Origin of the sequence: Bradyrhizobium betae (assembly GCF_004123905.1) — a bacterium.
Taxonomy (GTDB): domain Bacteria; phylum Pseudomonadota; class Alphaproteobacteria; order Rhizobiales; family Xanthobacteraceae; genus Bradyrhizobium; species Bradyrhizobium betae_A.
Map to the genome: position 1 here is coordinate 22060 of NZ_MZXW01000033.1, position 25358 is coordinate 47417.

The 25358-nt window shown below is 65.0% G+C and carries 25 protein-coding genes; 18 read left to right on the forward strand and 7 right to left on the reverse strand.

The window, feature by feature from the left end; translation table 11 throughout:
• The first annotated feature begins 86 nt into the window (after window positions 1–86).
• The 7 genes from B5V03_RS24505 (at window position 87) to B5V03_RS24535 (ending at window position 9181) form a co-directional block, all read left to right on the forward strand.
• Entirely contained in the window at window positions 87–926 is an 840-nt protein-coding gene (locus B5V03_RS24505) for a helix-turn-helix transcriptional regulator (RefSeq protein ID WP_129272944.1), read from the forward strand.
• A 143-nt stretch (window positions 927–1069) separates the two neighbouring features.
• Window positions 1070–4078: a xanthine dehydrogenase family protein molybdopterin-binding subunit gene (locus B5V03_RS24510; RefSeq protein ID WP_164988250.1), complete on the forward strand. Its 3009-nt coding sequence runs from the start codon at window positions 1070–1072 to the stop codon at window positions 4076–4078.
• Entirely contained in the window at window positions 4075–4890 is an 816-nt protein-coding gene (locus tag B5V03_RS24515; RefSeq protein ID WP_129272946.1) for an FAD binding domain-containing protein, read from the forward strand. Before B5V03_RS24510 ends, B5V03_RS24515 begins: the two co-directional genes overlap by 4 nt.
• A complete protein-coding gene (locus B5V03_RS24520) occupies window positions 4887–5405 on the forward strand; it encodes a (2Fe-2S)-binding protein (protein WP_129272947.1) in 519 nt (172 codons plus the stop codon). The genes B5V03_RS24515 and B5V03_RS24520 overlap by 4 nt, the downstream gene beginning before the upstream one ends.
• Entirely contained in the window at window positions 5398–6942 is a 1545-nt protein-coding gene (locus tag B5V03_RS24525) for an AMP-binding protein (RefSeq protein WP_129272948.1), read from the forward strand. The genes B5V03_RS24520 and B5V03_RS24525 overlap by 8 nt, the downstream gene beginning before the upstream one ends.
• A gap of 29 nt (window positions 6943–6971) precedes the next feature.
• The gene (locus B5V03_RS24530; protein ID WP_129272949.1) at window positions 6972–7778 is read left to right on the forward strand and encodes an enoyl-CoA hydratase/isomerase family protein; all 807 of its coding nucleotides are present in this window, start codon (window positions 6972–6974) and stop codon (window positions 7776–7778) included.
• Window positions 7779–7849: 71 nt separating this feature from the next.
• A complete protein-coding gene (locus B5V03_RS24535) occupies window positions 7850–9181 on the forward strand; it encodes an MFS transporter (protein WP_129272950.1) in 1332 nt (443 codons plus the stop codon).
• A gap of 225 nt (window positions 9182–9406) precedes the next feature.
• Here the strand turns inward: B5V03_RS24535 and B5V03_RS24540 are convergent, their stop codons facing one another.
• The 6 genes from B5V03_RS24540 to B5V03_RS24565 all read right to left on the reverse strand — a co-directional run bounded on the left by B5V03_RS24540 (window position 9407) and on the right by B5V03_RS24565 (window position 15008).
• Window positions 9407–10243: an ABC transporter substrate-binding protein gene (locus B5V03_RS24540; RefSeq protein WP_129272951.1), complete on the reverse strand. Its 837-nt coding sequence runs from the start codon at window positions 10241–10243 to the stop codon at window positions 9407–9409.
• A 66-nt stretch (window positions 10244–10309) separates the two neighbouring features.
• Entirely contained in the window at window positions 10310–10798 is a 489-nt protein-coding gene (locus tag B5V03_RS24545) for a MaoC family dehydratase (RefSeq protein WP_129272952.1), read from the reverse strand.
• Window positions 10799–10807: 9 nt separating this feature from the next.
• Window positions 10808–12391 carry an acyl CoA:acetate/3-ketoacid CoA transferase gene (locus B5V03_RS24550; protein WP_129272953.1) on the reverse strand — a complete coding sequence of 528 codons (1584 nt, stop codon included), beginning with the start codon at window positions 12389–12391 and terminating at the stop codon, window positions 10808–10810.
• 16 nt (window positions 12392–12407) lie between these two features.
• Complete coding sequence (locus B5V03_RS24555) at window positions 12408–13550, reverse strand: acyl-CoA dehydrogenase family protein (RefSeq protein ID WP_129272954.1); 1143 nt, start codon at window positions 13548–13550, stop codon at window positions 12408–12410.
• A gap of 15 nt (window positions 13551–13565) precedes the next feature.
• Window positions 13566–13934: a tautomerase family protein gene (locus tag B5V03_RS24560; RefSeq protein ID WP_129272955.1), complete on the reverse strand. Its 369-nt coding sequence runs from the start codon at window positions 13932–13934 to the stop codon at window positions 13566–13568.
• Window positions 13935–13937: 3 nt separating this feature from the next.
• Window positions 13938–15008 (reverse strand): LacI family DNA-binding transcriptional regulator, encoded by a 1071-nt coding sequence (locus B5V03_RS24565; RefSeq protein ID WP_129272956.1) that lies wholly within the window; start codon window positions 15006–15008, stop codon window positions 13938–13940.
• Between the two features lie 183 nt (window positions 15009–15191).
• Here B5V03_RS24565 and dapA point away from each other — a divergent pair, with 183 nt between their 5' ends.
• The 11 genes from dapA (at window position 15192) to B5V03_RS24620 (ending at window position 24037) form a co-directional block, all read left to right on the forward strand.
• Window positions 15192–16100 (forward strand): 4-hydroxy-tetrahydrodipicolinate synthase, encoded by a 909-nt coding sequence (dapA, locus tag B5V03_RS24570; RefSeq protein ID WP_164988262.1) that lies wholly within the window; start codon window positions 15192–15194, stop codon window positions 16098–16100.
• Between the two features lie 15 nt (window positions 16101–16115).
• Window positions 16116–17306 (forward strand): CaiB/BaiF CoA transferase family protein, encoded by a 1191-nt coding sequence (locus B5V03_RS24575; RefSeq protein ID WP_129272958.1) that lies wholly within the window; start codon window positions 16116–16118, stop codon window positions 17304–17306.
• The gene (locus tag B5V03_RS24580) at window positions 17303–18466 is read left to right on the forward strand and encodes an acyl-CoA dehydrogenase family protein (RefSeq protein ID WP_129272959.1); all 1164 of its coding nucleotides are present in this window, start codon (window positions 17303–17305) and stop codon (window positions 18464–18466) included. The genes B5V03_RS24575 and B5V03_RS24580 overlap by 4 nt, the downstream gene beginning before the upstream one ends.
• Window positions 18467–18476: 10 nt before the next feature.
• Window positions 18477–18884, forward strand: a complete 408-nt coding sequence (locus B5V03_RS24585; protein ID WP_129272960.1) for a MaoC/PaaZ C-terminal domain-containing protein — start codon at window positions 18477–18479, stop codon at window positions 18882–18884.
• 3 nt (window positions 18885–18887) lie between these two features.
• Window positions 18888–19319 carry a MaoC family dehydratase gene (locus B5V03_RS24590; RefSeq protein ID WP_129272961.1) on the forward strand — a complete coding sequence of 144 codons (432 nt, stop codon included), beginning with the start codon at window positions 18888–18890 and terminating at the stop codon, window positions 19317–19319.
• Window positions 19320–19327: 8 nt separating this feature from the next.
• On the forward strand, window positions 19328–20269 hold the full coding sequence (locus tag B5V03_RS24595) for a dihydrodipicolinate synthase family protein (RefSeq protein WP_245502331.1): 942 nt from the start codon (window positions 19328–19330) through the stop codon (window positions 20267–20269).
• Window positions 20270–20280: 11 nt separating this feature from the next.
• The gene (locus B5V03_RS24600; protein ID WP_164988251.1) at window positions 20281–20583 is read left to right on the forward strand and encodes a DUF4286 family protein; all 303 of its coding nucleotides are present in this window, start codon (window positions 20281–20283) and stop codon (window positions 20581–20583) included.
• A gap of 124 nt (window positions 20584–20707) precedes the next feature.
• Window positions 20708–21544, forward strand: a complete 837-nt coding sequence (locus B5V03_RS24605; RefSeq protein ID WP_129272964.1) for an ABC transporter substrate-binding protein — start codon at window positions 20708–20710, stop codon at window positions 21542–21544.
• Window positions 21545–21563: 19 nt separating this feature from the next.
• Window positions 21564–22295 carry an amino acid ABC transporter permease gene (locus B5V03_RS24610; RefSeq protein WP_129272965.1) on the forward strand — a complete coding sequence of 244 codons (732 nt, stop codon included), beginning with the start codon at window positions 21564–21566 and terminating at the stop codon, window positions 22293–22295.
• The gene (locus tag B5V03_RS24615) at window positions 22292–23092 is read left to right on the forward strand and encodes an amino acid ABC transporter ATP-binding protein (protein ID WP_129272966.1); all 801 of its coding nucleotides are present in this window, start codon (window positions 22292–22294) and stop codon (window positions 23090–23092) included. Before B5V03_RS24610 ends, B5V03_RS24615 begins: the two co-directional genes overlap by 4 nt.
• A gap of 15 nt (window positions 23093–23107) precedes the next feature.
• A complete protein-coding gene (locus B5V03_RS24620; RefSeq protein ID WP_245502332.1) occupies window positions 23108–24037 on the forward strand; it encodes a dihydrodipicolinate synthase family protein in 930 nt (309 codons plus the stop codon).
• Here B5V03_RS24620 and B5V03_RS24625 read toward each other — a convergent pair.
• On the reverse strand, window positions 24034–25338 hold the full coding sequence (locus tag B5V03_RS24625; RefSeq protein ID WP_129272968.1) for an LLM class flavin-dependent oxidoreductase: 1305 nt from the start codon (window positions 25336–25338) through the stop codon (window positions 24034–24036). The genes B5V03_RS24620 and B5V03_RS24625 overlap by 4 nt on opposite strands.
• Window positions 25339–25358 lie beyond the last annotated feature (20 nt).

The window sequence follows — 25358 nt, forward strand, 5'->3', positions numbered from 1 at the left end:
CGGTTGGAATATGTAGCCGGTGCTGCTTATAGTGCCGCGCCAACAAGCCAATCATTTTGCGGCGCAATGCCGGGAGGAAGGAACTGATGTCGACGGCCCTGCGCATCGCCCATGGCGCTTTCGGCAGGGTCGCTCTGCTCGACATGGATCGTTCGCTGGTCCGTCACGCCCATCATCACTGCCACGTCCTGCTCAAGGTCGAGGGCGCCGACACCCAGTTCATGGTCGGCGACCAGGTGACGCCGCTGACGGACGCCGCCGCCGTCCTCGTCGACGGCTGGAAGCCGCACGCTTACGTGCATGACGTCAATCGCCCGAAAACCCTCATCATGGCGCTCTACATTGAGCCGGAATGGCTGAAGGAGTTCCGTCCCGGCTGGGCCGCGAGCGGCGCGCCCGGCTTTTTCGAGCGTCCGTCGGGCGAGGTGTCGCCGCGCATCCGCCAGCTTACGCTGCATTTGGCGGCCGAAATGATGGCGAATCCGGATGCGGTGCGGACTCACGAGCAGACGCTGTCCGACCTCATGATCGCGGTGATCGAGCGCTTCACGCCCTGGCGCAGCTTTCCGACCTCGATCCGCGGCATGAGCGCGGTGAGCTGCGACTGGCGCATCCGCCGCGCGATGGACGCGATGCGGGTGCATGATTCCTATGCCAACGTCGATCAGTTCGTGAAGGGCGCAGGGCTCTCGCGTGCGCAGTTCTTCCGCCTGTTCGAGACATCGCTCGGTGTCTCGCCGAAGATTTATCTCAACGTCGTGCGCATCGAGCGCGCGCTCGATGCTGTGATGCGCGAGGACACGCCGCTCGGTGAGCTCAGCGAGCGGTTTGGCTTTCCGGAGCCGGCGCATTTCACGCGGTTTTTCCGCGATCATGCCGGCGTCAGCCCGCGCGAGTTTCGCAACGTCTCGCGTCTCGCTGGTTGATTCTTTTGGGTTGATATTGCGCTGCACGCGCGCGAATGAGACGATTTGGTAAGTCGTGAGAGCGGGTGGTATGGCCCCCGCATCCCCTGTCCTGACATCTGTCACCGTCGCGTCAAAGAACGCGTCGGGAGGTATGCCGGGACATGGTGCAGGCTGCGGTTCAATCCGCAAATTCAGTCGATCAGGGTGGCGAGAGGCCGTGGGTCGGGCGTTCGATCGAGCGCGTCGAGGACGCCGCGCTGCTCTCTGGCCGCGGCCGCTTCATCGACGATCTCGGCGTCGCGCCCGGCACGCTGCACGCGACGATTTTGCGCTCGCCGCACGCGCATGCCGATATTCTTTCCATCGATACTGAAGCCGCGAAGCGTCTGCCGGGCGTTGCCGCGGTCCTGACGGGCGAGGACGTCAAGGCGGTCACGACAACCCTCGTCGTCGGTGTGAAGGCGCCGGTCGAATGCTGGCCGATTGCGATGGACCGCGTGCGCTATGTCGGCGAGCCCGTCGCCGTGGTCGTTGCGACCGACCGCGCACGTGCCGAGGATGCGGCAGAGCTGATCAACGTCGAATATCGCCCGCGCGGCGCCGTGGTCGATCCGCTCGGCGCGCTCGCATCAGGCGCGCCGGTGCTGCATGACGGCTTCCCCGGCAATCTCGCCAGCGAACGCACTTTCCGTTACGGCGACCCTGAAAAGGCGTTTGCGGACGCGCCGCATCGCTTCTCCATCGACATCAGATACCCCCGCAACTCATGCACGCCGATCGAGACCTATGGCGTCGTTGCATCGCACGATGCCGGCGAGGATGCCTACGAGGTGCTCGCCAATTTCCAGGGCCCGTTCAGCATCCACACGGTCATTGCGCGTGCGCTGAAGGTGCCGGGCAACCGGCTGCGGCTGCGCACGCCGCCTGATTCCGGTGGCAGCTTTGGCGTCAAGCAGGGTGTGTTTCCCTACATCGTGCTGATCGCGGCCGCCGCGCGCGTTGCGGGTCGGCCAGTGAAGTGGATCGAGGATCGGCTCGAGCATCTCGCTGCGTCGGTGTCGGCGACCAATCGCGCGACGACCTTGGCGGCGGCGGTCGCGGCTGACGGAAAGATCCTCGCGCTCGATTGGGACCAGGTCGAGGATTGCGGCGCGCATCTGCGCGCACCCGAGCCGGCGACGCTCTACCGCATGCACGGCAACATGACCGGCGCCTACGACATTGGTCACGTCAAGATCCGCAACCGCGTCGTCGTCACCAACAAGACGCCGACCGGTCTCAATCGAGGTTTTGGCGGACCGCAGGTCTATTTCGCGCTGGAGCGATTGGTTCAGAGGATCGCAATCGGCCTCGGCCTCGATCCGCTCGATGTGATCAAGCGCAATCTGATTGACGCCGGCGCGTTTCCCTATCGCACCGCGACCGGTGCCTTGCTTGATTCCGGCAACTACCAGGAAGCGGTTTCGCGCGCGGTCGCGCAGGGCAGGCTTGCCGAGTTGAAGGCGAAGCGCGACGAGGCGCGGGCGCAGGGGCGGCTCTACGGCATCGGCTTCACCGCGGTGGTCGAGCCCAGCGTCTCCAACATGGGCTATATCACGACCGTGCTGACGGCGGCCGAGCGCCGCAAGGCCGGTCCGAAGAACGGCGCGCAGGCAACGGCGACTGTTGGGCTTGATCCGGTCGGCAGCGTCACCGTTCACGTTGCCTCCGTGCCGCAGGGGCAGGGCCACCGCACGGTGCTGTCGCAGGTCGTCGCCGACGTGTTCGGCCTTCAGCCAAAGGATATCCGCGTCAATACCGAGATCGACACGGCCAAGGATGCCTGGTCGATCGCGTCGGGGAATTACGCCAGCCGTTTTGCGGCAGCAGTCGCCGGTACCGCAAAGCTCGCGGCGGAGCGCGTCGCCGGGCGTCTCGCTCGCATTGCAGCCAGCCAGTTGAACGTCGAGGTCGTCGACATCGTGTTCGCGAAGGGCTTCGTCGCTTCCAAACATAATCCTGAAAACCGCATTGCGTTCTCGCGCGTCGCGGCGCTCAGCCACTGGTCGCCGGGCTCGCTGCCTGACGATGCCGGCCAGACCATTCGCGAGACAATGTTCTGGACGCCGCCGGAGCTGACGCCGCCTGACGAGGACGACCGCATCAACTCCTCGCTTTGCCACGGTTTCATTTTCGACTTCTGCGGCGTCGAGATCGACCGCGTTACGCTGGAGACGCGGATCGACCGGTACGTCACCATGCATGACTGCGGCACCATTTTGCATCCCGGCATGGTCAACGGCCAGATCCGCGGCGGTTTTGCCCAGGCGCTCGGCGCCGCGCTCTACGAGGAATATGCCTACGCCGAGGACGGCAGCTTTCTCACCGGGACTCTCGCCGACTATCTGCTGCCGACCACAACCGAGGTGCCGGAGCCCGAGATCATCCACATGGAGACGCCGTCGCCGTTCACGCCGCTCGGCGCAAAAGGCGTCGGCGAGGGCAATTGCATGTCGACACCGGTCTGCCTCGCCAATGCGGTTGCGGATGCGCTCGGCGTTGCCGACATCACGCTGCCTCTGGTGCCGGCGCGACTGGCTGAACTCGTGCGCGGCGCCGAACCGCCGCCTCCGGCTGGCGGCGCGGCTGTCGCGCCTGTGCGCGAAGGCGACCGGCGATTGCGCGGCGAGGGGCAGGCCTTGGTCAAGGGCGTGCCCGAGCAGGTCTGGGCGATGCTGCTCGATCCCGCGACGCTGCAATCGGTCATTCCCGGCTGCCAGCGCGTCGACAAGATCACGGACACGCATTTCCGCGCCGACGTGACGCTCGGCATAGGCCCCGTCTCGGGGCGCTATCGCGCCGATGTCGAGCTGTTCGATCTCGATCCGCCACGCGCCGTCTCCTTGCGCGGAGGAGCGACCGGTGCGCTCGGCTTTGGCAACGCCGAGGGACGCATCACGCTAGCGCCCGACGGCAAGGACGGAACGAAGCTGACCTACAGCTATGACGCCGCTATCGGCGGCAAGGTCGCGAGCATCGGCGGCCGCCTGCTCGACGGCGCAACGCGGGTGATCATCGACCAGTTCTTCACGGCGCTCGCCCGCAAGGCCGGCGGCGGCGCGCCGGGCGGCGGCTTCTCGCTGTTCGCGCTGCTGGCGAAGGTGGCCGGCCTGTTCGGAGGGCGCCGATGAAGCCGCCCGCATTCGATTATCTCCGCGCCGAGAGCATCGGTGACGTCCTCGAAGGGCTTGCGCAGCAAGGCGGCGACGCGCGCGTGCTCGCGGGCGGGCAGTCGCTGATGGCGATGCTCAACATGCGCCTCGCAAAGCCAAAGCTGCTGATCGACATCATGCGGATCGGGGAACTTCGCCAGATCGAGCGGAAGGGCGATGCCGTCGTGATCGGCGCCGGCGTTCGCCAGGCCGATCTCTTGGCATGGTCTGACCTCACCGAGGCGCTGCCGCTGGTGGCGCTGGCGCTGCCCTGGGTCGGGCACATGCAGACCCGCAGCCGCGGCACGATCTGCGGCTCGCTCGCGCATGCCGACCCCAGCGCCGAGATGCCGCTGACGCTGGTCGCGCTTGGCGGCGAGGTGTTTCTGCGCGATGCCAAACGACGACGCCGCGTCGCGGCCAAGGACTTCTTTGCCGGCATGATGCTGACCGCACGTGCCGATGACGAGCTGATCGAGGGTATCTCGCTGCCCGTCATCAAGGGATCGCGCTTCGCCTTCCGCGAGGTCGCGCGTCGTCACGGCGATTTTGCCATCGTTGCCTGCGCCGCTTTGAAGACGCCGACAGGTGTGCGGCTCGCCGTCGGCGGCATCGCCGATGTTCCGACGGTGCGGGACTGGCCGCGGCTGGAGGGCAGCGCGCTCGACGATGCCCTCAACGCCTTTGCCTACGAGCTCGGCGCGCGAGACGACGTCCATGCCACCGCGCGTTACCGCCGCGACCTCGTGCGCATGATCGGCCGCGACCTGATCGGCGAGGTGCTGCAATGACCCGTCTCAAGGCAGACAGCCGCCATTCCGTTCGTTTCTCGCTCAACGGTAAGTCCGTCGAGGGTGAGGCCGAGCCGCGCATGCTGCTCTCGGATTTCCTGCGCCATCAGCTGGGTGCGACCGGCACCCATGTCGGATGCGAGCATGGCGCCTGCGGTGCCTGCACCATCGTTGTCGATGGCATGCTGACCCGCGCTTGTCTCACGCTAGCCGCGCAAGTGGATGGCTGCGAGATCAAGACGGTCGAAGGGCTCGCGCCCTCGGCCGACCGGCTCGGCGTGTTGCAGCAGGCGTTTCGCCGCAACCACGCGCTTCAGTGCGGCTTCTGCACCGCCGGCATTTTGATGTCGCTCGACCATTATCTCGCTAGCAACCCGGCGCCTACCGAAGCGGAGATCCGCGATCTCCTCAGCGGGCACCTGTGCCGCTGCACCGGCTACACCCCGATCATCACGGCGGCGCTCGAAGCCGCCGCAAAACTCGCTTCATCCAAACAAGAGACGTCAGATGCTTGATCTCGCCAGCAGCTTCATGGCCAGCGCAGCGCGCGATCCCCATGCCATCGCATTGGTCGACGGCGATCTCCGCCTGACCTATCGGCAGTGGTACGACAAGATCTCCGCGCTGGTGGTGTCGTTCGACCGCCTTGGCCTCAAGCCCGGCGATCACGTCGTCACGCTGCTGCAAAACCGCTGGGAGGCCGCGACACTGCACTGGGCCTGCCAGTTCGCCGGCCTCGTGATCACGCCGATCAACTGGCGCGCCAAGGCCGACGAGCTGGATTACTGTATCGAGAACGCCGAGGCCTGCGCGATTGTCTATCAGGACATTTCCGCTGAGGCCGTGCAGGGCTCTGCGCTATCAGGCAAGCTGCTGCGCGTGTCCGTCGATCCCGGCACGGGCGAGGCGACCAGCTTCGCAAGTCTGATCAAGGACAGCGCGCCGGACGCCGAGCCGCGCGTTGGCGCCGATGCCTGGTCGATCATGCTCTACACCTCGGGCACGACTTCGCGGCCGAAGGGCGTGCCGCGCCGGCATCGCGCCGAGCGCGCCGCGGCGATCGCCCATGTGGCGCAAAATCTCTATGGCCGCGGCGAGCGCACGCTCGGCGTGATGCCGCTCTATCACACCATGGGCGTCCGCTCGCTGCTGGCGATGTCGCTGATCGGCGGCCGTTTTATTTGCCTGCCGCGCTATGACAGCCGCCAGGCGCTGGCGCTGATCGAGCAGGAGGCGATCACCAATCTCTATCTGGTGCCGACGCTCTATCACGACCTCGTCCATCACGACGCCTTTGCCAAAACCGACGTCTCCAGCGTGCGCAAGCTCGGCTTCGCCGGCGCGTCGATGACCGATGGCCTCCTAAAGAAGCTGAACGAGGCGTTCAAGCCGAACCTGTTCGTCAACCATTACGGCAGCTCCGAGATCTACACCTTTACGATCGACCAGAACGCGGCGGCAAAGCCCGGGTCGGCGGGCAAGGCCGGGCTGAACCAGCACGTGAAGGTCGTGCGCATCGGCGCGCGCTCGATCGCGGATCTTGCCGCGGTCGGTGAGGAGGGCGAGATCATCGCGACGCTCGCCGGTGACGAGGCCTTCGAAGGCTATTGGCGCCGCCCGGAGGCCGACGCAAAATCGCTGCGCGAGGGCTGGTATTTTACCGGCGACACCGGCTTCGTCGATCCCGACGGCGATCTGTTCGTCACCGGCCGCGTCGACGACATGATCATCACCGGTGGCGAGAACGTCTCGCCGGTCGAGATCGAGAGCTGCCTGTCGCTACATCCGGCGGTTGATGAGGTTGCCGTGGTCGGCGTCGCCGATGAGAAATGGGGCAAAATCGTCGCCGCCTTCGTCAAGCGCAATCGCGCGGTCTCCGATGTCGAGCTGGAACAGTTCTGCCGCACCTCGGGGCTCGCCAATTTCAAGCGTCCGCGCCGCTACGTCTTCGTCGACGCGATTCCGAAATCGCCGGTAGGCAAGCTGCTGCGGCGACTGCTCGTCGCCGGAGAATACGAGGCCGAGCGCCTGCCGCCATCGGACGCGGCGTGATCAACAATCATCAACAGAAGGAAGCACAGATGCCGTCAGCCTATAATTTTACCGATCCCCGATTAGCAAAACTCGACGGGTTCAAGGTCGAGATCGACGAGGCGCATGAGCGCGCCGACATCATTCTGGGACGTCCGCCCTACAATATCGTGGCGATGCCGCAGCGCGACCAGTTGCGGCTGACCTTCGAGACGCTGGACGAAGATCCGCGCGTCCGCGTCATCGTCGTACGCGGCGAGGGCGAGCACTTCTCCAGCGGCGGGAACATCGGCGGCTTCATGGAAGCGAGCCCGGAGCACGTCTCCAAGCTCGCCTGGAACATCGCGGCGCCCGCGCGCTGCGCAAAACCCGTGATCGTCGCCAATCGCGGCTATTGCTTCGGCGTCGGCTTTGAGCTGTCGCTGGCCTGCGATTTCCGCATCGCCTCGGAGACCACGCAATACGCGCTCCCGGAGCAGAGGCTCGGCCAGATCCCGGGCTCGGGCGGCTCGGCACGCCTGCAGAAGATGGTCGGCATCACCCGCACCAAGGACATCGTGATGCGCTCCAAGCGCATCTCGGCCAAGCAGGCGTTCGACTGGGGTATCGCCACCGAATGCGTGCCGGATGCCGAGCTGGAGAAGGCGACCGACAAGCTGGTCGACGAGCTCCGCACCTTCTCGCCGCTGGCGCAGCGCACCGCCAAAAAGCTCCTCAATGACACCGAGGATTCGACGCTCGCCATCGCGATCGAGCTCGAAGGCCATTGCTACAGCCGCCTGCGCCAGTCGGAAGACTTCAAGGAAGGCGTCGAGGCTTTCAACGCCAAGCGTCCGCCGAAGTTCGCCGGCCGCTGAGACGCGACAAAACTGCCGCGGTTCGCAATGGCGCGGACCGCGGCTCAACCAAAACGGGGAGGTAAATAAAAATGGCTGAGATGGATATGCCGGTCGCAGGTGCACAAGCGTCCGCAGATAACAAGCAGATGGTCAATGCGATCATCGCGTCGGTGCTCGGATGGGCACTCGACCTGTTTGATTTGTTCATTCTTCTTTATGTGGCGCCTGTTATCGGCGCGCTGTTCTTTCCGTCGAGCAATCCGGCGCTGTCGCTGGCCGCGGTCTACGGCTCGTTCGCCGTCACGCTGTTGATGCGGCCGCTCGGCTCGGCAATCTTCGGCCATTATGCCGACGTCCACGGCCGCAAGCAGGCCATGCTGATCGCCATCGTCGGCGTCGGTCTCAGCACGGCGGCGTTCGGCCTGCTGCCGACCATTGCGCAGGTCGGTGTCATCGCGCCGGTCATCTTCCTGATCCTGCGCCTGGTGCAGGGCATCTTCGTCGGCGGCGTCGTGGCGTCCACCCATACGATCGGCACGGAATCGGTGCCGGCGAATTGGCGCGGCGCGATGTCGGGCCTGGTTGGCGGCGGCGGTGCCGGCATCGGCGCATTGCTGGCGTCCTTCATCTTCCTGATCACGTCCTCGATCTTTCCGGGCGATGCCTTCGCCGTCTGGGGCTGGCGCTTCATGTTCTTCTCGGGGCTGCTGAGCTCGCTGCTCGGCTGGTTCATCTTCCGCAACCTCGAAGAATCTCCCTATTTCAAGGAGCTCAAGCGCCAGCAGGGCAACAAGCAAGCAAAGGTCTCGAAGGCGCCGGTCAAGGACGTATTCTCGGGCGAATATCGCGGCGTTCTGCTGGTCAATTTGCTGATCACCTTCGGTGGCGGCGCGGGCTACTATCTGACCTCCGGCTATCTGCCGAGCTTCCTGAAAGTCATCAACGCGGTCCCGAACCAGACCTCGTCGCTGATTCTGATGGGAGCGAGCGTGTCGGCGTTCGTTTCCGCGGTGCTGATCGGTGCACTCAGCGACCGTATCGGCCGCAAGAAGACGTTCCTTCTGATCGGTGTCCTCGCGGCGGTTCTGTTGCCGCTGTGCTATCTCAACCTCGCGGCGACCAAGGACACGACGCAGATCACGCTCTATGCGTTCGCCATCGCCTTCATCGGCAATGCCGGCTATGCGCCGGTGCTGATCTTCCTGAACGAGCGCTTTCCGACCGCGCTGCGCGCGAGCGGCACGGGCCTGTCCTGGAACATCGGCTTTGCGCTGGGCGGCATGATGCCGACCTTCGTCTCGCTGGTGAGCGGCAGCCCCGCGGAGATTCCGATGTCGCTGGCCTATTTTTCAGTCGGTGTCTTCGTGATCTATTCGATCGGTGCGGTCGTGATCCCCGAGACCAAGGGCAATTTCCGTTGAGCCAAATCGGCGCGGCCCGCAAAGGCCGCGACTACCCATCCATGACCGTCACCCTGAGGTGGCCGCTTCTTCAGCGGCCCTCGAAGGGCGACGGCCCGGCTGCATCATCTCGGCCGTGCATCCTTCGAGGCTCCCCGCGCGCTGCTTCGCAACGCACGTCTCGCACCTCAGGATGACGGAGCGGACATGGCGGTCATTGCGAGCGCGAGGAGAGCCGCCGCCCCCTCAATTCGTCGGCCCGTCACCCCTGATCGCGAACGTCGTGGTCTTCAGCTTGGTCATGCCGAACTTGTCGAACAGTCTATCATAGGTGCCGTCGGCGCGGGCCGCCGTCAGCGCGTCGGCGAAAGCTTGCGCGAGCAGCTTGTCGCGGAAGGCGAAGGTGATGTCGGTGCCGGCGATGTCGCGCACCCAGATCTTTGCGATGCCCTTCTGCTCGAGCGAATTCGCCGTCTCGTTGATGTTGAGCGCGGCCTCTAACTGGCCGGCGCGCAGCGCTGCCGAGGTCGCGGTCACCGTGGTGAAGGTGCGCAGCTCGATCGGCTTGAGGCCCTTGGCTTCCATCGCCGCGCTGAATTCGCGCGCCTTGCGCTCGGTGTAGGTCGCGGATTCGACACCGACCACGCGGCCAGCGAGGTCCTCGAACTTCTCCAGCTTCAGGCTGGAGGAGGGATCGGTGTAGATGCTGATCGCCTGCTGTGCGTAAGGCACGAGGTAGAGCATCTTCGAGCGCTCCTCGGTCCAGAACAGGCCGGTGTTGATGGCATCGAAGCGGCCGGAGCGCAGCGCCGGGATCATCGGCGGGAAGTCCATGCGCAGGAACACAGCCTCGATGCAGATGCGCTTGGCGATCTCGCGGGCGAGTTCGACATTGAGGCCCTGCAACTCGCCCTTGTCGTCGACGAATTGCTGCGGCGGCAGCGTCGGGTTGATCGACATCTGCCATTTCGGTGCCTCGATCAGGCTCGATGCCGGCACCTTCGGTGTGCAGGTCTGGGCGCCGGCCGCTTGCGTCAGGCCGATCAGAACGGCGAGGGCGGAGAAGGTTTTTGGAAATCGCATCAAATTACTCCTGTCAAATCGTGGGTGGCAGTTGAGCCGTCTCCGGTCCGACGTCTCCGTTCATTGTCACGTGGCAGAAGTCGCGTCGCGCGCGGCCTGCCGGGTCAGGATCAGCGAGATATGACGCGCGGCGGTCACGACCTCGTCGCGCTGGTTGAGGAGGTCGAGCGTCTCGACGACGATGCCTCGTTCAGGATTTTTGGTCGGCCGCTTCTCGACGAAGCGGAAGCGGACGCGCAGGGCGTCACCGGCGACTATGGGCCCCTTGAACTTCACCTCGTCCCAACCGAGCGAGGCGACCGAGGTCTCCTCGTACAGCTTCAATTCCGACTTCAGCCCTTCCATCAGCGACAACCCGAACAGCCCGTGACCGATCACCGCGGGAAAGCCGCGCGAGCGGGCGTAGCTTGAGTGGATATGAAGCGGATGATGGTCGCGTGTGACGTCGGCGAAGACCGCGATGTCGGCCTCCGTCACAGTGTGCACGGCGGTCTCGAACTCCTCTCCGAGCGCGATGTCTTCGTAACGGAGATTGATCGGGGCGCTCGTGTCCATGCTGATCCCTCAGGCGACCTTGCGCGACCGCGCCGGCAGCGCCATAAAACTTTGCGCAATCCCCATCGGGCCGGAGCGGAAGATGCGCGGGTCCATATCTTTCAATTGCGGGCTGATGCGCGGTCGGAAGCCCATATGGGCGAGGATGTCCTCCTCCAGCCGCACACCGGGCGCGATCTCGGTCAGGGTGACGCTGCCGTTCTCCAGCTCGAACACGGCGCGCTCGGTGACGTAGCTGACGTGCTGGCCGCGCTGCGCGGCAAGCGAGGCGCTGAAGCTGATCTGGCCCACCTTAGACACGAATTTCCGGAAGGCGCCATCGCGCCGGATCGCGAGGCGGCCGTTCTCGACACCGATGTCGAACTTGCCGCCGGTCATGGTGCCGCTGAAAATCAGCCGCTTGGCGTTCTGCGTGATGTCGATGAAGCCGCCGGAGCCATCGCGGCGCTCGCCGAAGCGGGTGACGTTGACGTTGCCGGTCTCATCCACCTCAGCGAAGGAGAGGAACGCGCAGGAGAGGCCACCGCCGTCGTAGAAGTCGAACTGATAGGCCTGGTCGAGAATGACTCGCGGATTGATGGCGGTGCCGAACTCGCGGGCGTGCCCGGGCACGCCGCCGACCACGCCGGATTCGACCGTCAACGTGATCAGGTCGGAGATGCCCTCCTCGGCCGCGACATTCGGGATCATCGCGGAGATGCCGACGCCGAGATTGACGACATCGCGCGGGCGCAGCTCGAAGGCGGCGCGGCGGGCGATCACGCGCCGCTCGGTGAGCGGATCGGGCGTGATCATCGCCACAGGTACACGCGTCTCGCCGCAGCGCGCGGGATCGTAGACGGTGCCGTAGGTCTGCATCTGATCCGGCTCGAGCACGACGTGGTCGATCAGGAAGCCGGGGATCTTCACCATCTGCGGATGGATCGAGCCGCGCTTGACGATGCGCTTGACCTGGCAGATCACGGTGCCGCCGGCATTGTGCACGGCCTGCGCGATCGAGAGATCCTCGCGCGTCGTGCCCTCGTGCTCCATGCTGATATAACCGTCCTCGTCCGCCGAGGTGCCGCGGATGATCGCGACATCGGGCGGGGCGGGGACGCGATAGAGCAGGTACGACTGGCCATGTAGCTCGAGCAGATCGACCAGAGGCGCAGTGGTGCGCTTGTTCATGCGGCCGCCGTCCTGGCGCGGATCCATGTAGGTGTCGAGGCCGACATGGGTGAGCACGCCCGGATGCTTCGCCGCCATGGCGCGGCAGAGCTGGCTCATCACGCCCTGTGGGAAATTATAGGCATCGATCAGCTCGTCGCGGACGAGGCGCATGAACGGCACCTGAAGTCCAAAATTGCCGCCGATCACGCGCGCGATCAGGCCCTCGTGGGCGAGATGGCACAGGCCTTTCTCGGTGACGGCGCCGACGCCGGTGATGTTGATCAGCGTCAGATTGTGCGGGCCCTGGCCACTGACGAAGCGCTGCTCCAGCGCGTCGAGGATGGCTTCGGCAACGCCGGTGCCACCATTGCCGCCGACGATCAGCGTATCGGTGTCGCGGATGAGGCTAGCTGCTTGCTCCGCCGTGATGATGCTCAGCATGTGCGCGCGTCCCGCATCACGCGGCCTCCTTCTCGACCTGCCGGGCGATGATCAGCCGCTGGATCTGGTTGGTGCCTTCATAGATCTGGGCAAGGCGGACATCGCGAAAAATGCGCTCGATGCGGTATTCGCGGGAATAGCCGTTACCGCCGTGGATCTGGAGTGCGTTGGAGACGTGCTTCATCGCCATGTCGGTGGTAAACAGCTTTGCCTGCGCGGCTTCCTTGGCAATGGGCTCACCGGCATCGTGCAGGCGCGCGGCGTGATGGATCAGAAGGCGCGCAGCCGCGATGTCGGTCGACATGTCCGCGAGCATGAACTGCACCGCCTGGTAGCCGATGATGGCCTGGCCGAACTGCTTGCGGTCCTTGGCGTAAGCGGTGGCGTCCTCGAACGCCGCCTGCGCCATGCCGAGCGCCATCGAAGCCATCATCAGCCGGCTGAAGTTGAAATTGCTCATGGCCATCTTGAAGGCCTGGTTCTCCGGACCCATCACGCTGTCGGCCGGCAACTGCACATCGGAAAACGTGATCTGGCAGTCGTCGAGGCCGTGCATGCCGAGCAGCTCCTCGTTCTTGCCGCGCGCGATGCCGGGCAGGGTGCCGTCGACGAGCAGACAGGAGATGGCGCGATGGCCCGCATCCGCGCCGGTGCGCGCGAACACCATGATGCGGTCAGCGACACCGCCGAGCGTCACCCAGGCCTTGGTGCCGTTGAGCCGCCAGCCGTTGCCCTCGCGCACTGCGTTGGTGCGGATGCCCGCGACGTCTGAGCCATGATCTGGCTCGGACACGGCGGTGGCCGGAATGATGTCGCCGCTGAGAATCTTGGGGATCAGCGCCTTGTGCGCGTCGGTGCCGTGATGGTCGAAGAACAGCACGGCTTCGACGGGAATAGCAAACGCATTGGCGACCGCGCCGGAGCAGCGCGCCAGCTCCTCCATCGCAATGCAGGCCGCAATCGCGTCGAGGCCGGCGCCACCGGCGCCTTCGCGCAGGCAGATCCCGAACAGGCCGAGATCGGCCATGCCCTTGTAGAGGGTGCGGTCAAACCGGTCCTCGCGGTCGATCGCGGCGGCGCGCGGCAGGATCTCCGCTTCCGCGAAGCGGCGGGCGGTCTCGCGCAGGGCTTTCTGGTCTTGGCTATAGAAACGATCCATGGCGTGCGGCTCCCGTCAGTCGCTGGCGAGCTTGGAATCGTGTGACACCTCGCTCTTGTCGCGATCGCAGAAATAGACCGCGACGTCGTCGCCGGGCACGCCATAGGCGGTGCAGACGCCGCGGGTCAGCGCGATGGCCGCGGCGCGTCGCTCGGGCTCGGTACGACGGAACGCGTGGACCTTGAGCAGGATGCGTTGGCCGGTCGCTTGAGCGCCGAAGACGCCGGCATGGGCATAATCGTCGGCCGCGATCGGCAGGAAATAGAGTGTGACGGTGTCGGCGGTGACGCCGAACGCCGACATCAGGCCGTCGGTGACGGACCTCGCCAGTGCGGCCTTGCGTTGGGATGGAACTTGTGGGGCGAGCACCTCGACATAGGGCATCGATCAGACCTTCGCGGGCTTGGCCGCAGACGATTTGGATTTTGGGGATTTCGGCTTGCTGGCGGCATCGATCCGGCGGCAAGAATCGCGCTGCACCAGCCGGGCGCCGACGCGATATTCGCGCACGCCGTCATTGCCGTTGCCTTTCGCATCCATGCGATGCAGCAGCCGGTCGACCGCGAGATTGGCGAGATCGCGCGCGCCGTTGTCGACGATGCTGATCGCCGGGCGATGCCATTCGAACCAGGGCATGTCCTCGTAGCAGAGCAGCGAGAGATCGTCGGGGATCGCGATGTTCCGTTCCGCAATCACGCGCAGCGCGCCGAGCGTCGCCTCGTGATTGGCGACGAAGATCGCGCTGGGCGGGCGGGGGAGATCGAGCAGCTTGCGGCAGCAGCTCGCACCGGTCTCGGGCACGAAATGGCCGGCATGAATTAATGTGTCGTCCTTGGCGATGCCGGCCTCACGCAGCGCGCGGACATAGCCGGACAGGCGTTCGCGGCCTGACGTGGTATCCTGACGGCCGACGATCAGCCCGATGCGCTTGTGTCCGAGCTCGATCAGATGGCGCGTGCCGAGATAGGCGCCTTGCGGATCGTCGGCGAGCACGGTTTCGAGGTCGGTCGCGTCATCGCGACGCACGAGGCAGACGATCGGGACGTCTTTCGCCAAGGTCTTGAGCTGCGCACCATTCTTTCCCGTCGGCACGACGATCAGCCCGTCGATGCGGTGGTCGACCAGCGTGGTCAGCGTGTCGCTCTCCTGTTGCGCGTCGTCGCCTCCGATGCACAGCAGCATCTGATAGTTCAGCGCCTTCAGGCGCGCCTGCACCACTTCGGCCATCACCTGGAACGAGGCGTTGGTGAGATTGTGCACGAGGAGGGCCACGAGCCGCGACTGCCCGGTCTTCAGGCCGCGCGCGATCGGGTTCGGTCGATAGCCGAGCTCGCGCGCGATGCGCGTCAGGCGCTGCTGCGTGCGCTCGCTCGTCAGCCCGGTTCCCGTCAGCGCGCGGGACGCCGTACTGACCGAAACGCGGGCCGCCTGTGCCACATCTTTGAGCGTGACGCTCATCCAACCTGCCGATAGACTGCAAACGATTGCAAAAAGCTAAGAGCTAATTCCACGCGGATCAAGCTCAAAAAATGGATGGTGTTGCCCAATGCAGAGCCAGTTCTGCAATCGTTTGCATCAATGTTGCGGATATTCCGCAGGCGGCCGCCATCGCCTGAATTCAACCGATTACCGGGCTGTTCCCTGATGAAGACGTTCCGCGGCACCTACACCGTCATGATTACCCCGTTCACGGCAGCCGGCGAGATCGATGTCGCGGCCCTCCGTGCCTTCGTCGACTGGCAGATTGCCGAAGGCATTCACGGACTGATCCCGCTCGGCTCCACCGGCGAGTTCCTGTCGCTGGACGATGACGAGAAGGCGCTGGTCGCCGAAATCGTCATCACTCAGGCCGCGGGACGCGTGCCCGTGCTGATCGGCACCGGCGCGGAGGATACGCGCGAGGTGGTGCGCCTCAGCCGCCGTGCCGAAAAGCTGGGCGCCGACGGCGTCATGATCATCCCGCCGTTCTATTCGACGCCGACCGACGATGAGCTCGTCCATCATTACAAGACGGTGGCGGATGCGATCGCGCTGCCGATCATGGTCTACAACAATCCGGCGACCGCCAATGTCGATCTCAAGCCACAGTTGGTGGCGCGCATCGCCGAGATCGACAACTGTCTCTATATCAAGGAGTCGACGCTGGAGGTGACGCGGGTGCGCGACATCATCCGGCTCTGCGGCGACAGGATGACCGTGTTCGGCGGCATCCTCGGCTTCGAATCCTTCGTCGAAGGGGCGCAGGGCTGGGTGGCGGTCGCCTCCAATGTGGTGCCGGCGGAGATGGCGCGCATCTTCAGCCTGGTTGCTGATCAGGGTGCGATCAAAGAGGCGCGCGAGCTTTATCTCAAATATCTGCCCGTGATCGAATTCGTTGGCGGTCAGGCCTATGTCGCTGGCAGCAAGGCGCTGCTCGGCCACATGGGCTTTGCGGTCGGCCATCCGCGTCCGCCGCGGCTGCCGTTGCCAGCGGCGCAGGATGCTGCTGCACGCGCCCTGGTCAAGGCGTTCGATCTGGCGTGGCGCAGTGCGCCAATTGCGGCTGCCTAAATTGGATGTGAACGGATGAACCTGCTCGACGGCGTCAAGATCCTCAGCTTCAATCACTACCTCGCGGGACCACTGGCCGCTCAGACGCTCGCCGATCTCGGCGCCGACGTCATCGCGGTTGAGCCGATCGAGGGCGCGTTTCAGCGCAACTGGGCGGTCGCCAATCATTTCGTCGCGGGCGACAGCGTCAATCATCTGGCCACCGGGCGCAACAAGCGCAGCATCGCCGTCGACCTCAAGCATCCCGACGGCATCGCCGTCGTGAAGAAGCTGGTCGCGTCCTCCGATGTCGTGATGGAGAATTTCCGGCCGGGCACCATGGCCAAGCTGGGGCTCGGTTACGACACGCTGAAGGCCATCAATCCGGGCCTGATCTATGCGGTTGCTACCGGCTTCGGATCGGACGGTCCCTACAAGGATCGTCCGGGTCAGGACCTGCTGCTCCAGGCGATGTCGGGGCTTGCGATGCGAACGGGACGCGCAGATGGCGAGCCGACGGCGGTCGGCGCCGTCATCGTCGACCAGCACGCGGCCTCACTCTATGCCATGAGCATTCTCGCCGCGTTGTTCGCCCGGACGAAGACAGGCAAGGGACGGCTCGTCGAGGTCAACCTCTATCAAGCGGCGCTCGATCTCCAGGTCGAGCCGCTGACAGCCTGGCTGAACGGCGCGCCGTCGCCGACGTCGCGCGGTCCGGCCGGCATCGCCGCCTGGTTCAGCCCCGGACCTTACGGCGTTCACGCCACAGCGGACGGTCATATGGCGATCTCCATGGCCGCGCCCAAGGCGCTGGCGGTCGCGTTCGACAGCGAGGAGCTGAAGCAGTTTGGGGAGAGCGACAGTTTTTCGAAGCGTGAGGAGATCACGCGGATCGTCGCGGCCAAGCTGAAGCAGAAGTCGACCGCCGATTGGTTGCCCTCGCTTGAGGCCGCGAAGGTCTGGCACGCGCCGGTGCAGGACTATCGCGATCTCGTATCCGATCCCCAGCTCAACCATCTCGGCGTGTTCAAGAGCGCCGAGAGCGCAGGCGGCGCGCCCATCCGCATGGTCGCGCATCCCGCCCGCTATGACGGCCAGACGCCCGAGGTGCGGCTGGTGCCGCAGCGGCTCGGCGCGCAGACCCGCGAGGTGCTCGGCGAGATCGGCTACGGTGCCACCGACATCGACGCGATGATCGCCGGCAAGGCTGTCGGAGTGGCGCGATGATCGATTTCTCAATCCCAGAGGATACGCGCCTGCTGATCGACACCGTCCGCCGCTTCGTCGAGACGGAGGTGCAACCGCTCGAAGAAATCGTGGAGCAGACGGCCACGGTGCCAGCCGACAAGCTGGCGGTGACCAAGGCCGAGGCCCAAAAACTCGGCCTTTACGCGATGAACATGCCGGCGGATGTCGGCGGTGGCGGGCTGTCCTGTATCGAGCATTGTCTCGTCGAGGAAGAGTTCGGCAAGACCTCCGATGCGCTGATCCGCCGCGTGTTCGGCCAGGTCTATCCGATGCTGATGGCCTGCAAGGGCGACCAGGTCGAGCGTTATCTGCTGCCGACGGTGAAGGGCGACAAGATCTGCGCGATGGCGATCACCGAGCCGGGCGCCGGCTCCGATGCGGCGTCGATCAGCACCACGGCTCACCTTGACGGCGACGAATGGGTGCTCAACGGCACCAAGCATTTCATCAGCGACGGCGACATCGCCGACTACGTGATCCTGATGGCGCTGACCGACAAGGACAAGCGGGCGCGCGGCGGCATCACGCTGTTCCTGGTCGATCGTGGCACGCCCGGCTTCAAGGTCGCGCGCACCCAGCCAATGATGGGCCATCGCGGCTACGGCCATGCCGAGCTGAGTTTCGAGGATTGCCGCATTCCGAAGGCGGCCGTGCTCGGCGAGGTCGGCGGCGGCTTCAAACTGATCATGCAGAGTGTGCTCCAGATCCGGCTTGCCCATATCGGCGCGCGCGCCGTCGGCATGGCGCAGCGCGCGCTCGAAATGATGCGCAAGCACGCCGGCGAGCGGCGCCAGTTCGGCCAGCTGATCGGCGATTTTCAGATGGTGCAGAAGCTGATTGCCGATTCCGCAACCGAAATCTTCGGCGTCAAGATGATGGTGATGAACGCCGCCTGGGACATCGATCAGGGCCGGGATGCGCGCGACAAGGTTTCGATGATCAAGGTCGCGGCGTCCGAGATGCAGGGCCGCGTGGTCGACCGTGCCATCCAGGTGTTCGGCGGCATGGGCTTCAGCAAGGATTTGCCGCTGGAGCGCATGTATCGCGATGCGCGCGTCACCCGCATCTATGACGGCACCTCCGAAATCCACCGCATGCTGGTTGCGCGCAGCACCATCAAGAACGGCTTGCAGCTCTAGGGAACGACCGATGTCTCACGCACCTCTCAAGCCCGGCGCCGCCTTTGCCTTCCGCAAGACCATGACGGTGGCCGAGCAGGCCATGTTCACCGGCATCAGTGGCAATCTCGGCGGTCTCTATGTCGATGCTATCAGGGCCAAAAAGGCCGGCGCCTCCAACATGGTCGCCTTCGAGCTCGCGGTCGGAGGTCTCGCCACGACGTGCCTCAGCCAGCTCGGCGGGCCGACCCGGCGGATCGGCAGCATCGTGCTGAATTTCGCCGCGCCCGTGATCGTCGGCGATTCCGTCGAGGCCAAGGCCGAGATCGTCTCGGTTGCGGGCGAGGAGGCGGTCTGCCGCGTGACCTGCACCTTGTCGCCTTCGGACGTGACCGTGGTGGACGGCACCGCAACGCTCGTTCCCTTCGCGCTGGGCTGAGCCATGTACGAGTCAAAATCCTTCGACGATCTCAGGGTGAACGACAGGGTCAGCCTGAGCAAGACCATCACCGAGGCGGACGGCGCGCTCTACATCGCCGCGACCGGCGATTTCGGCCCGGTTCATGTCGACGATGTCTATGCCGGCGCGACGCGCTTCGGCCGCAGGCTGGCGCCGGGGATCATGGTCGCGGGGCTCTGCACCAGCATCCTCACCAGCGAGCTGGTCGGCACCATCGGCGTGTCGGTGGAGGACCGGTTCTGGTTCACTGGTCCCGTGTTCTACGGCGACACGCTCACCTTCGACGTCTGGATCGCCGAGCAGCACGACGAGACCCGCACCATCATCTGGGAAGCGAGTGCCCGCAACGAGGGCGGCCTCGAAGTGTTGAAAGCGCGTGCGAGCCTGAAATTCCCGCGGCGCAAACTGTCATGAGCAAGCCGATGAAGAAAGCTGACTTGCGCGGCGTCACGGTCGCAACCGTGCTGCCCTTCAGGGACGACAGCTCGATCGATTGGGACGGCTATGCCCGCGTGCTCGACTATTGCGCCTGTCCGGATGGAATTGCGGCGGTGTTCGTCAACGGACATGCCGGCGAGGGCGGATCGCTCTCGGATGACGAGCGTCAGGCGGTGATCTCGCGGACGCGCCGGCAGATCGGCGGCAAGCCGCTGCTGTCAGGCATCATCGCGCATTCCACCGCCGAGGCGATCCATCAGGCGCAGCTCGCCGAGGCTGCCGGGGCCGATTGCGCGGTGTTGTTTCCACCGGCGCCGCTCGGCGGCGGTGCATCCGCGACCTCGCGCGCGCCGGTGGCCTTCGTGCAGGCGGTCAGCTCCGCGATCGGAATTCCGGTGTCGATCTTCCAGTATCCGCTGGCGTCCGGCTCCGGCTATTCGCCGGAAACGCTGGCGAAGATCGCGGCGCTGGACAGCGTCATCGCCATCAAGGAAGGCAGCGACACCATGCTGGCCTATGATGAGAACCGCCGGGCGGTGAAGCAGGCCGATCCCTCCGTCGCGATCCTGCCGTCGAACTTCAACTGGTTCCTGCCGCAGCTCGCCGTCGGCGGCGACGGCATACTGTCCGGCCTTGTCAGCCTCGCGCCGGACCTGTTCATCGCGCTGTGGCAGGCATCGCTCGCCGACGATCTCAAGGCGATGCGTGCCGTCAACGAGCGGCTCTATCCGATCGTCCGCGTCATCTACGGGCCGGCGCCGATCATGGACATGCATACGCGCATGAAGGTCGGGCTCAGGGCGCTTGGCCTGATCCGCAACGCCGATCCGCGGCCACCGCTGCTGCCGGTCCTTCCCGCGCTGTGCGAGGCCATTGCAACGACCGTCGGCGCGGCGCGCGCCGCCGGCGACATCCGTCTGGCGTGAGGCGCGAGCCCATGACCGACGAAGCCTTCATCCACATCGTGCGGGTCGACATCGACCCCGAGCACGAAGCTGCGTTCAACGCCTGGTACGAGCAGAGGCATTTTCCCGATCTGCTCGCCTGTCCCGGCTGGTTGTCGGCAAAGCGCTTCGTCTCGGTCGGCGACGGGCCGAAATACGCGGCCATGTACGAGGTCGCGGGACGCTGGGCGTTCGAGACGCCGGAGTTTTTGAAAGTGAAGGGATTCGGCCCGTTCGAATCCCTCGTGAAGAATTTCATGCGCATCCAGCTCAGGCCGATGTCGGGACCGGCTTGAAGCGGGACAAAGACGGTGCTGCCTGCCGTGTCGCGAGATCCGGTCGGCGGCATCCAAGAAACGTCGAGGGGGAATCCCGGGCGAGGGACTGCATCGGTCATTGGCGTCTTACTGGAGGTAAAGAATGTTCTCGACACTGCTTCGCTTGAGTGCCGCTGCCGCACTCGTCTTCGTAGCCAATGCAGCGCATGCCGCATGCACGCCCGCGATCGCCGACAGCGATCTGATTGCGCCGGGCAAGTTGCAGCTCTCGATCAACCCGACCAACCCGCCGCAGCAATTCGTCGACAAGGATGGCCAGTTGCAGGGCCTCAACGTGGAACTCGCCGCCGAGCTCGGCAAGCGGTTGTGCCTTCCGGTCGAACTCGTCCGGATGGATTTTCCGGCGATGATCCCGGCCATGGGTGCGGCGCGCATCGATGGCGTCAATACCGGGATGTTCTGGACCGAGGAACGCTCGAAGCTGATGTACATGGTGCCTTACGCCATTCAGGCCATTTCGGTCGTGGTTGCGCCCGACAGCGGCATAAAAATTGCTACCGAGAATGACCTGATCGGAAAAACATCCGCGGTCGAGGTCTCTACCTACCAGATGAACTGGCTCAAGAAGCTCAGCGATACCAATGTGGCGAAGGGCGGCCCTGCCATCGAGATGCGTACGTTTCCGACCGCGACCAACGTCGTCAGCGCGCTGCTCGCAGGACAGGTGGACAACGCGCTGCTGGTCGACAGCGTGGCGCGCGATCTCGTCGGCCGTGGCCGCGTCAAGGAAGTGTTGAGCGGGCTCGGCACGGCGCGGACCACGCTGGGTTTCCGCAACAAGACGGTGGCCGATACCGTCGTCAAGGCGCTCAACGCGATGCGTGCCGACGGCTTTTATCAGGCGCTGTTCGACAAGTTCGGCCTGACCAGCATGCCGGCCGATCAGCCGCTTGCGATCGCCGGCCCCGGTCCAGCCTGAACCTTACGGAGACGAGCCGATGAGCCATTTCAGTCCGACGGCCGCCGTCAACTACTTCTTCAACTACTTCCTGATGAAGGGTGTGCTCGTCACCATCGGCTTGACGGTGGCGGCTGTGATCGGCGGATTGATCCTCGGCATGGGCATCGCGTTGATGCGCATGTCGTCCAATCCGGTGCTCTCTGGCTTCTCGCGCTTCTACATCTGGTTCTTCCGCGGTACGCCGCTGCTGATCCAGCTGGTGGTGATCTACAGCGGCCTGCCGCAATTGGGGATCAAGTTCTCCGTGATCACCTGCGCACTCGTCGGCCTCATCCTCAACGAGGCCGCCTATCTCGCCGAGATCGTGCGCAGCGGTTTCATGGCGGTGTCGGCGGGGCAGCGCGAAGCCGCCTGGGCGCTGAGCTTGTCGCCCTGGACGACGTTCCGGCGGGTCACCCTGCCGCAGGCATTCCGGCTGATGATCCCGCCGCTCGGCAACTCCATCAATTCGCTGCTGAAGGCGACGTCGCTTGCCTCCGTCATCTCGGTCGAGGAGCTCATGCGCCGCAGCGACATGCTGATGCAGGAGCATTTCCAGATCCTCGAAGTCTACGCTGCGGCAACGGCCTATTACCTGATCCTCACGTCGGTCTGGGATGCGGTTCAGCGCCGGCTGGAGAAGCATTTCGGTCGATCGAGCGCTGCGAAATCGAGGCGGGTCGCGGCGAGTGCGCCGGTTGCGCAGACAAGCGTGGAGGCCAGGGCATGAGCGAGATGTCGATGAATATTGCCGGCGGTGCCGAGGGCGTCGCGGCGCAGCCGCAGTTGCGTGAGGTGCCCGCGGTTCGCATGGAGGCCGTCTACAAGCACTATGGCGACTTCACCGCGTTGAACGAGGTCGACCTCAAGGTCGCCAAGGGCGAGAAGATCGTGGTCTGCGGTCCCTCCGGCTCGGGCAAGTCGACACTCATTCGCTGCATCAACCACATCGAGAAGCACGACGAGGGTCTGATCTACGTCAACGGCATCGAGCTCGATCACCAGCGCAAAAACATCGATGCGGTCAGGCGCGACACCGGCATGGTGTTCCAGAGTTTTAATCTGTTCCCGCACATGACGGTGCTGGAGAACTGCATCCTGGCGCCGATGACCGTAAGCGGCATGTCGCAGGCTGAGGCAAAAGACCTCGCCATGCATTTCCTCACCAAGGTCCGGATTCCCGATCAGGCCGAGAAATTCCCCGGGCAGCTCTCGGGCGGCCAGCAACAGCGCGTCGCCATTGCGCGGGCGCTGTGCATGCGGCCGAAGATCATGCTGTTCGACGAGCCGACCTCGGCGCTCGACCCGGAAATGGTCAAGGAAGTGCTGGAGACCATGAAGAAGCTCGCGGAAGAGGGCATGACCATGCTGTGCGTCACGCACGAGATGGGCTTTGCCCGCGAGGTCGCCGACCGTATCGTGTTCATGAACGAGGGCAAGGTCGTCGAGCAGGCCGCGCCGGAGGAGTTCTTCAAGAACCCGAAGTCCGAGCGTGCCCGGACCTTCCTCGACCAAATCATTCACTAGCCGATGTCGATCGCGATGCGGACATTCAGCGATCGCCTGCGCGGCATCCATGCCGCGACGATCGTGCCTATGACGCCTGACTTTGGGATCGATGAGGCGAAGCTCGTAGCGCATCTCGCCTCGGTCGCGTCAACGCCGGGCGTCAATGGGGTGTTGGTCAACGGCCACGCCGGCGAGAACTTTGTGCTGTCGCTGGCCGAGAAACGGCGCGTGGTGGAGCTGGCGCGCAAGCATGCCCCAAAGGACTGCCTGATCGTCTCTGGCGTCAATCATGAATCCAGCCTGGAGGCCGCGCGCGAGGCGGCTGCGCTGGAGCAGGCCGGCGCGGACGGGCTCCTGGTGTTTCCTCCGAACAGCTGGGCGCTCGGCCACGCCGACGACTGTGCCATCGAACATCACCGCCATGTCCGCGATGCCACGACGGTGCCGTTGATGCTCTACGCCGCGCCCGTCGGTGCGGGCGCCATGGCCTATGCGCCGCCGCTGCTGGCACGGCTCGTCGCCGATCCTCGCTTCGTCGCGATCAAGGAGGGCAGCTGGGAAGTCGCGACCTACGAGCAGAATCTGCGGCTGATCCGCAAGCTGCGGCCGGAATTCGTCGTGCTCGGCTCGGGCGACGAACATCTGTTGACGAGCTATCTCGTCGGCTCGGCCGGCAGCCAGGTGAGCCTTGCCTGCGTCGTGCCGGAGCTTGTCGTCGGCCTCTGGACCGCGGCGGAAGCCGGTGATTGGGAGCGGGCGCGCGCCGCGCACGAGAAGCTCTATCCGCTGGCGGTCGCGATCTACCGCGATGCGCCCGGGGGGCGGGCAACGGTGCGGCTCAAGGCCTGCCTGAAACTGCTCGGCCGTCTCTCATGCGACGCCGTGCGGCCGCCGCAGCCACCGGCAACACCAAACGAGGTGCAGGCGCTCGATCAGGCACTGCGGATCGCCGGCGCGCTCTAGGCCGCGAAGAACGGATTCGCGGGACGCGCGAGGCCGAGATGATCGCGCAAGGTCGTGCCTTCGTACTCCGCGCGGAACAGCCCGCGCTCTTGCAAGATCGGCACGACGAGCTCGACGAAATCCTCGAACCCTTCGTGGAAATAGGGCGGCATGACGTTGAAACCGTCGGCGGCATGTTCCTCGAACCAGAGCTGGAGCGTGTCGGCGATGCGCTCGGCCGAGCCGCACAGCACCCAATGGCCGCGGGCTGCTGCCGTGAGATTATAGAGATCGCGCAGCGTCATGTTCTCGCGGCGGCCCTTGGCGAGCATGACGCTGGCAAAACTGTGATAGCTGTCCGACGGCGCGATGTCCGGGATCGGCCCGTCGAGATCGTAGGCCGACATGTCGCGCCCGAAGCGGTCGGACAGGATGGCGAGGGCATTGCTGCCACTGACAAAGCTCTGGAGCGTGTTGAGCTTCTCGAACGCTTCTCTGTCGGTGCGGCCGACGACGGGCATCACGCCCGGCAGCACCGTGACATCCTCAGGCCAGCGGCCGAACGACGGCAGCCGCGTCTTCAGTGAAGCATAGCCGGCCTTGGCTTCGTCGATGTCCTGCACCACCGAGAATACGATATCGGCGGTGCGCGCGGCGAGCGCTTGTCCGGCCTCGGAGCCGCCGGCCTGGAGAACGATGGGGTGGCCTTGCGGGGTCCGGCCGATATTGAGCAGGCCCTTCACCTTGAAGAATGGGCCCTCATGGTCGATCGGACGGAGCCTCGCTGGATCGATGTAAAGGCCGTTGGTGCGATCGGCGACGATGGCATCGTCGGCCCAGCCGTCCCACAATCCCTTGACGACGTCGAGGAATTCGCTGGCCATCTCGTAGCGGCGGGCGTGGTCGGGATGGGTGGTGCCGAAATTCGCCGCGGTGGCCGGATTGGCCGTTGTCACCGCGTTCCACGCCGCGCGGCCGTTCGAGATGTGATCGAGCGAGGCGAACACGCGTGCGACCGAGAACGGATCGCTGTAGGTGGTTGAGACGGTGGCGCCGAGGCCGATATGGCTGGTGGAGGTTGCGAGCGCAGCCAGCATGGTCAGCGGCTCGAGCCGCAACGTGTAGGAGGGGTGGGCGGCGGCATCGGCGTAGAGATTGTCGCCCATGAAGATCAGGTCGAACTTGCCGCGCTCGGCGGTGCGGCCCATCTGCTGGATCGCTGCAAAATCCTGAAAGCTGTCGACCGCGCCGGGATAGCGCCAGCCCGCGACATGGCTGCCGGTCCCCAGGATGAACAGGCCGAGATGCATCTGTCGTTTCATGGCGTGTTTTCCTGACGTGT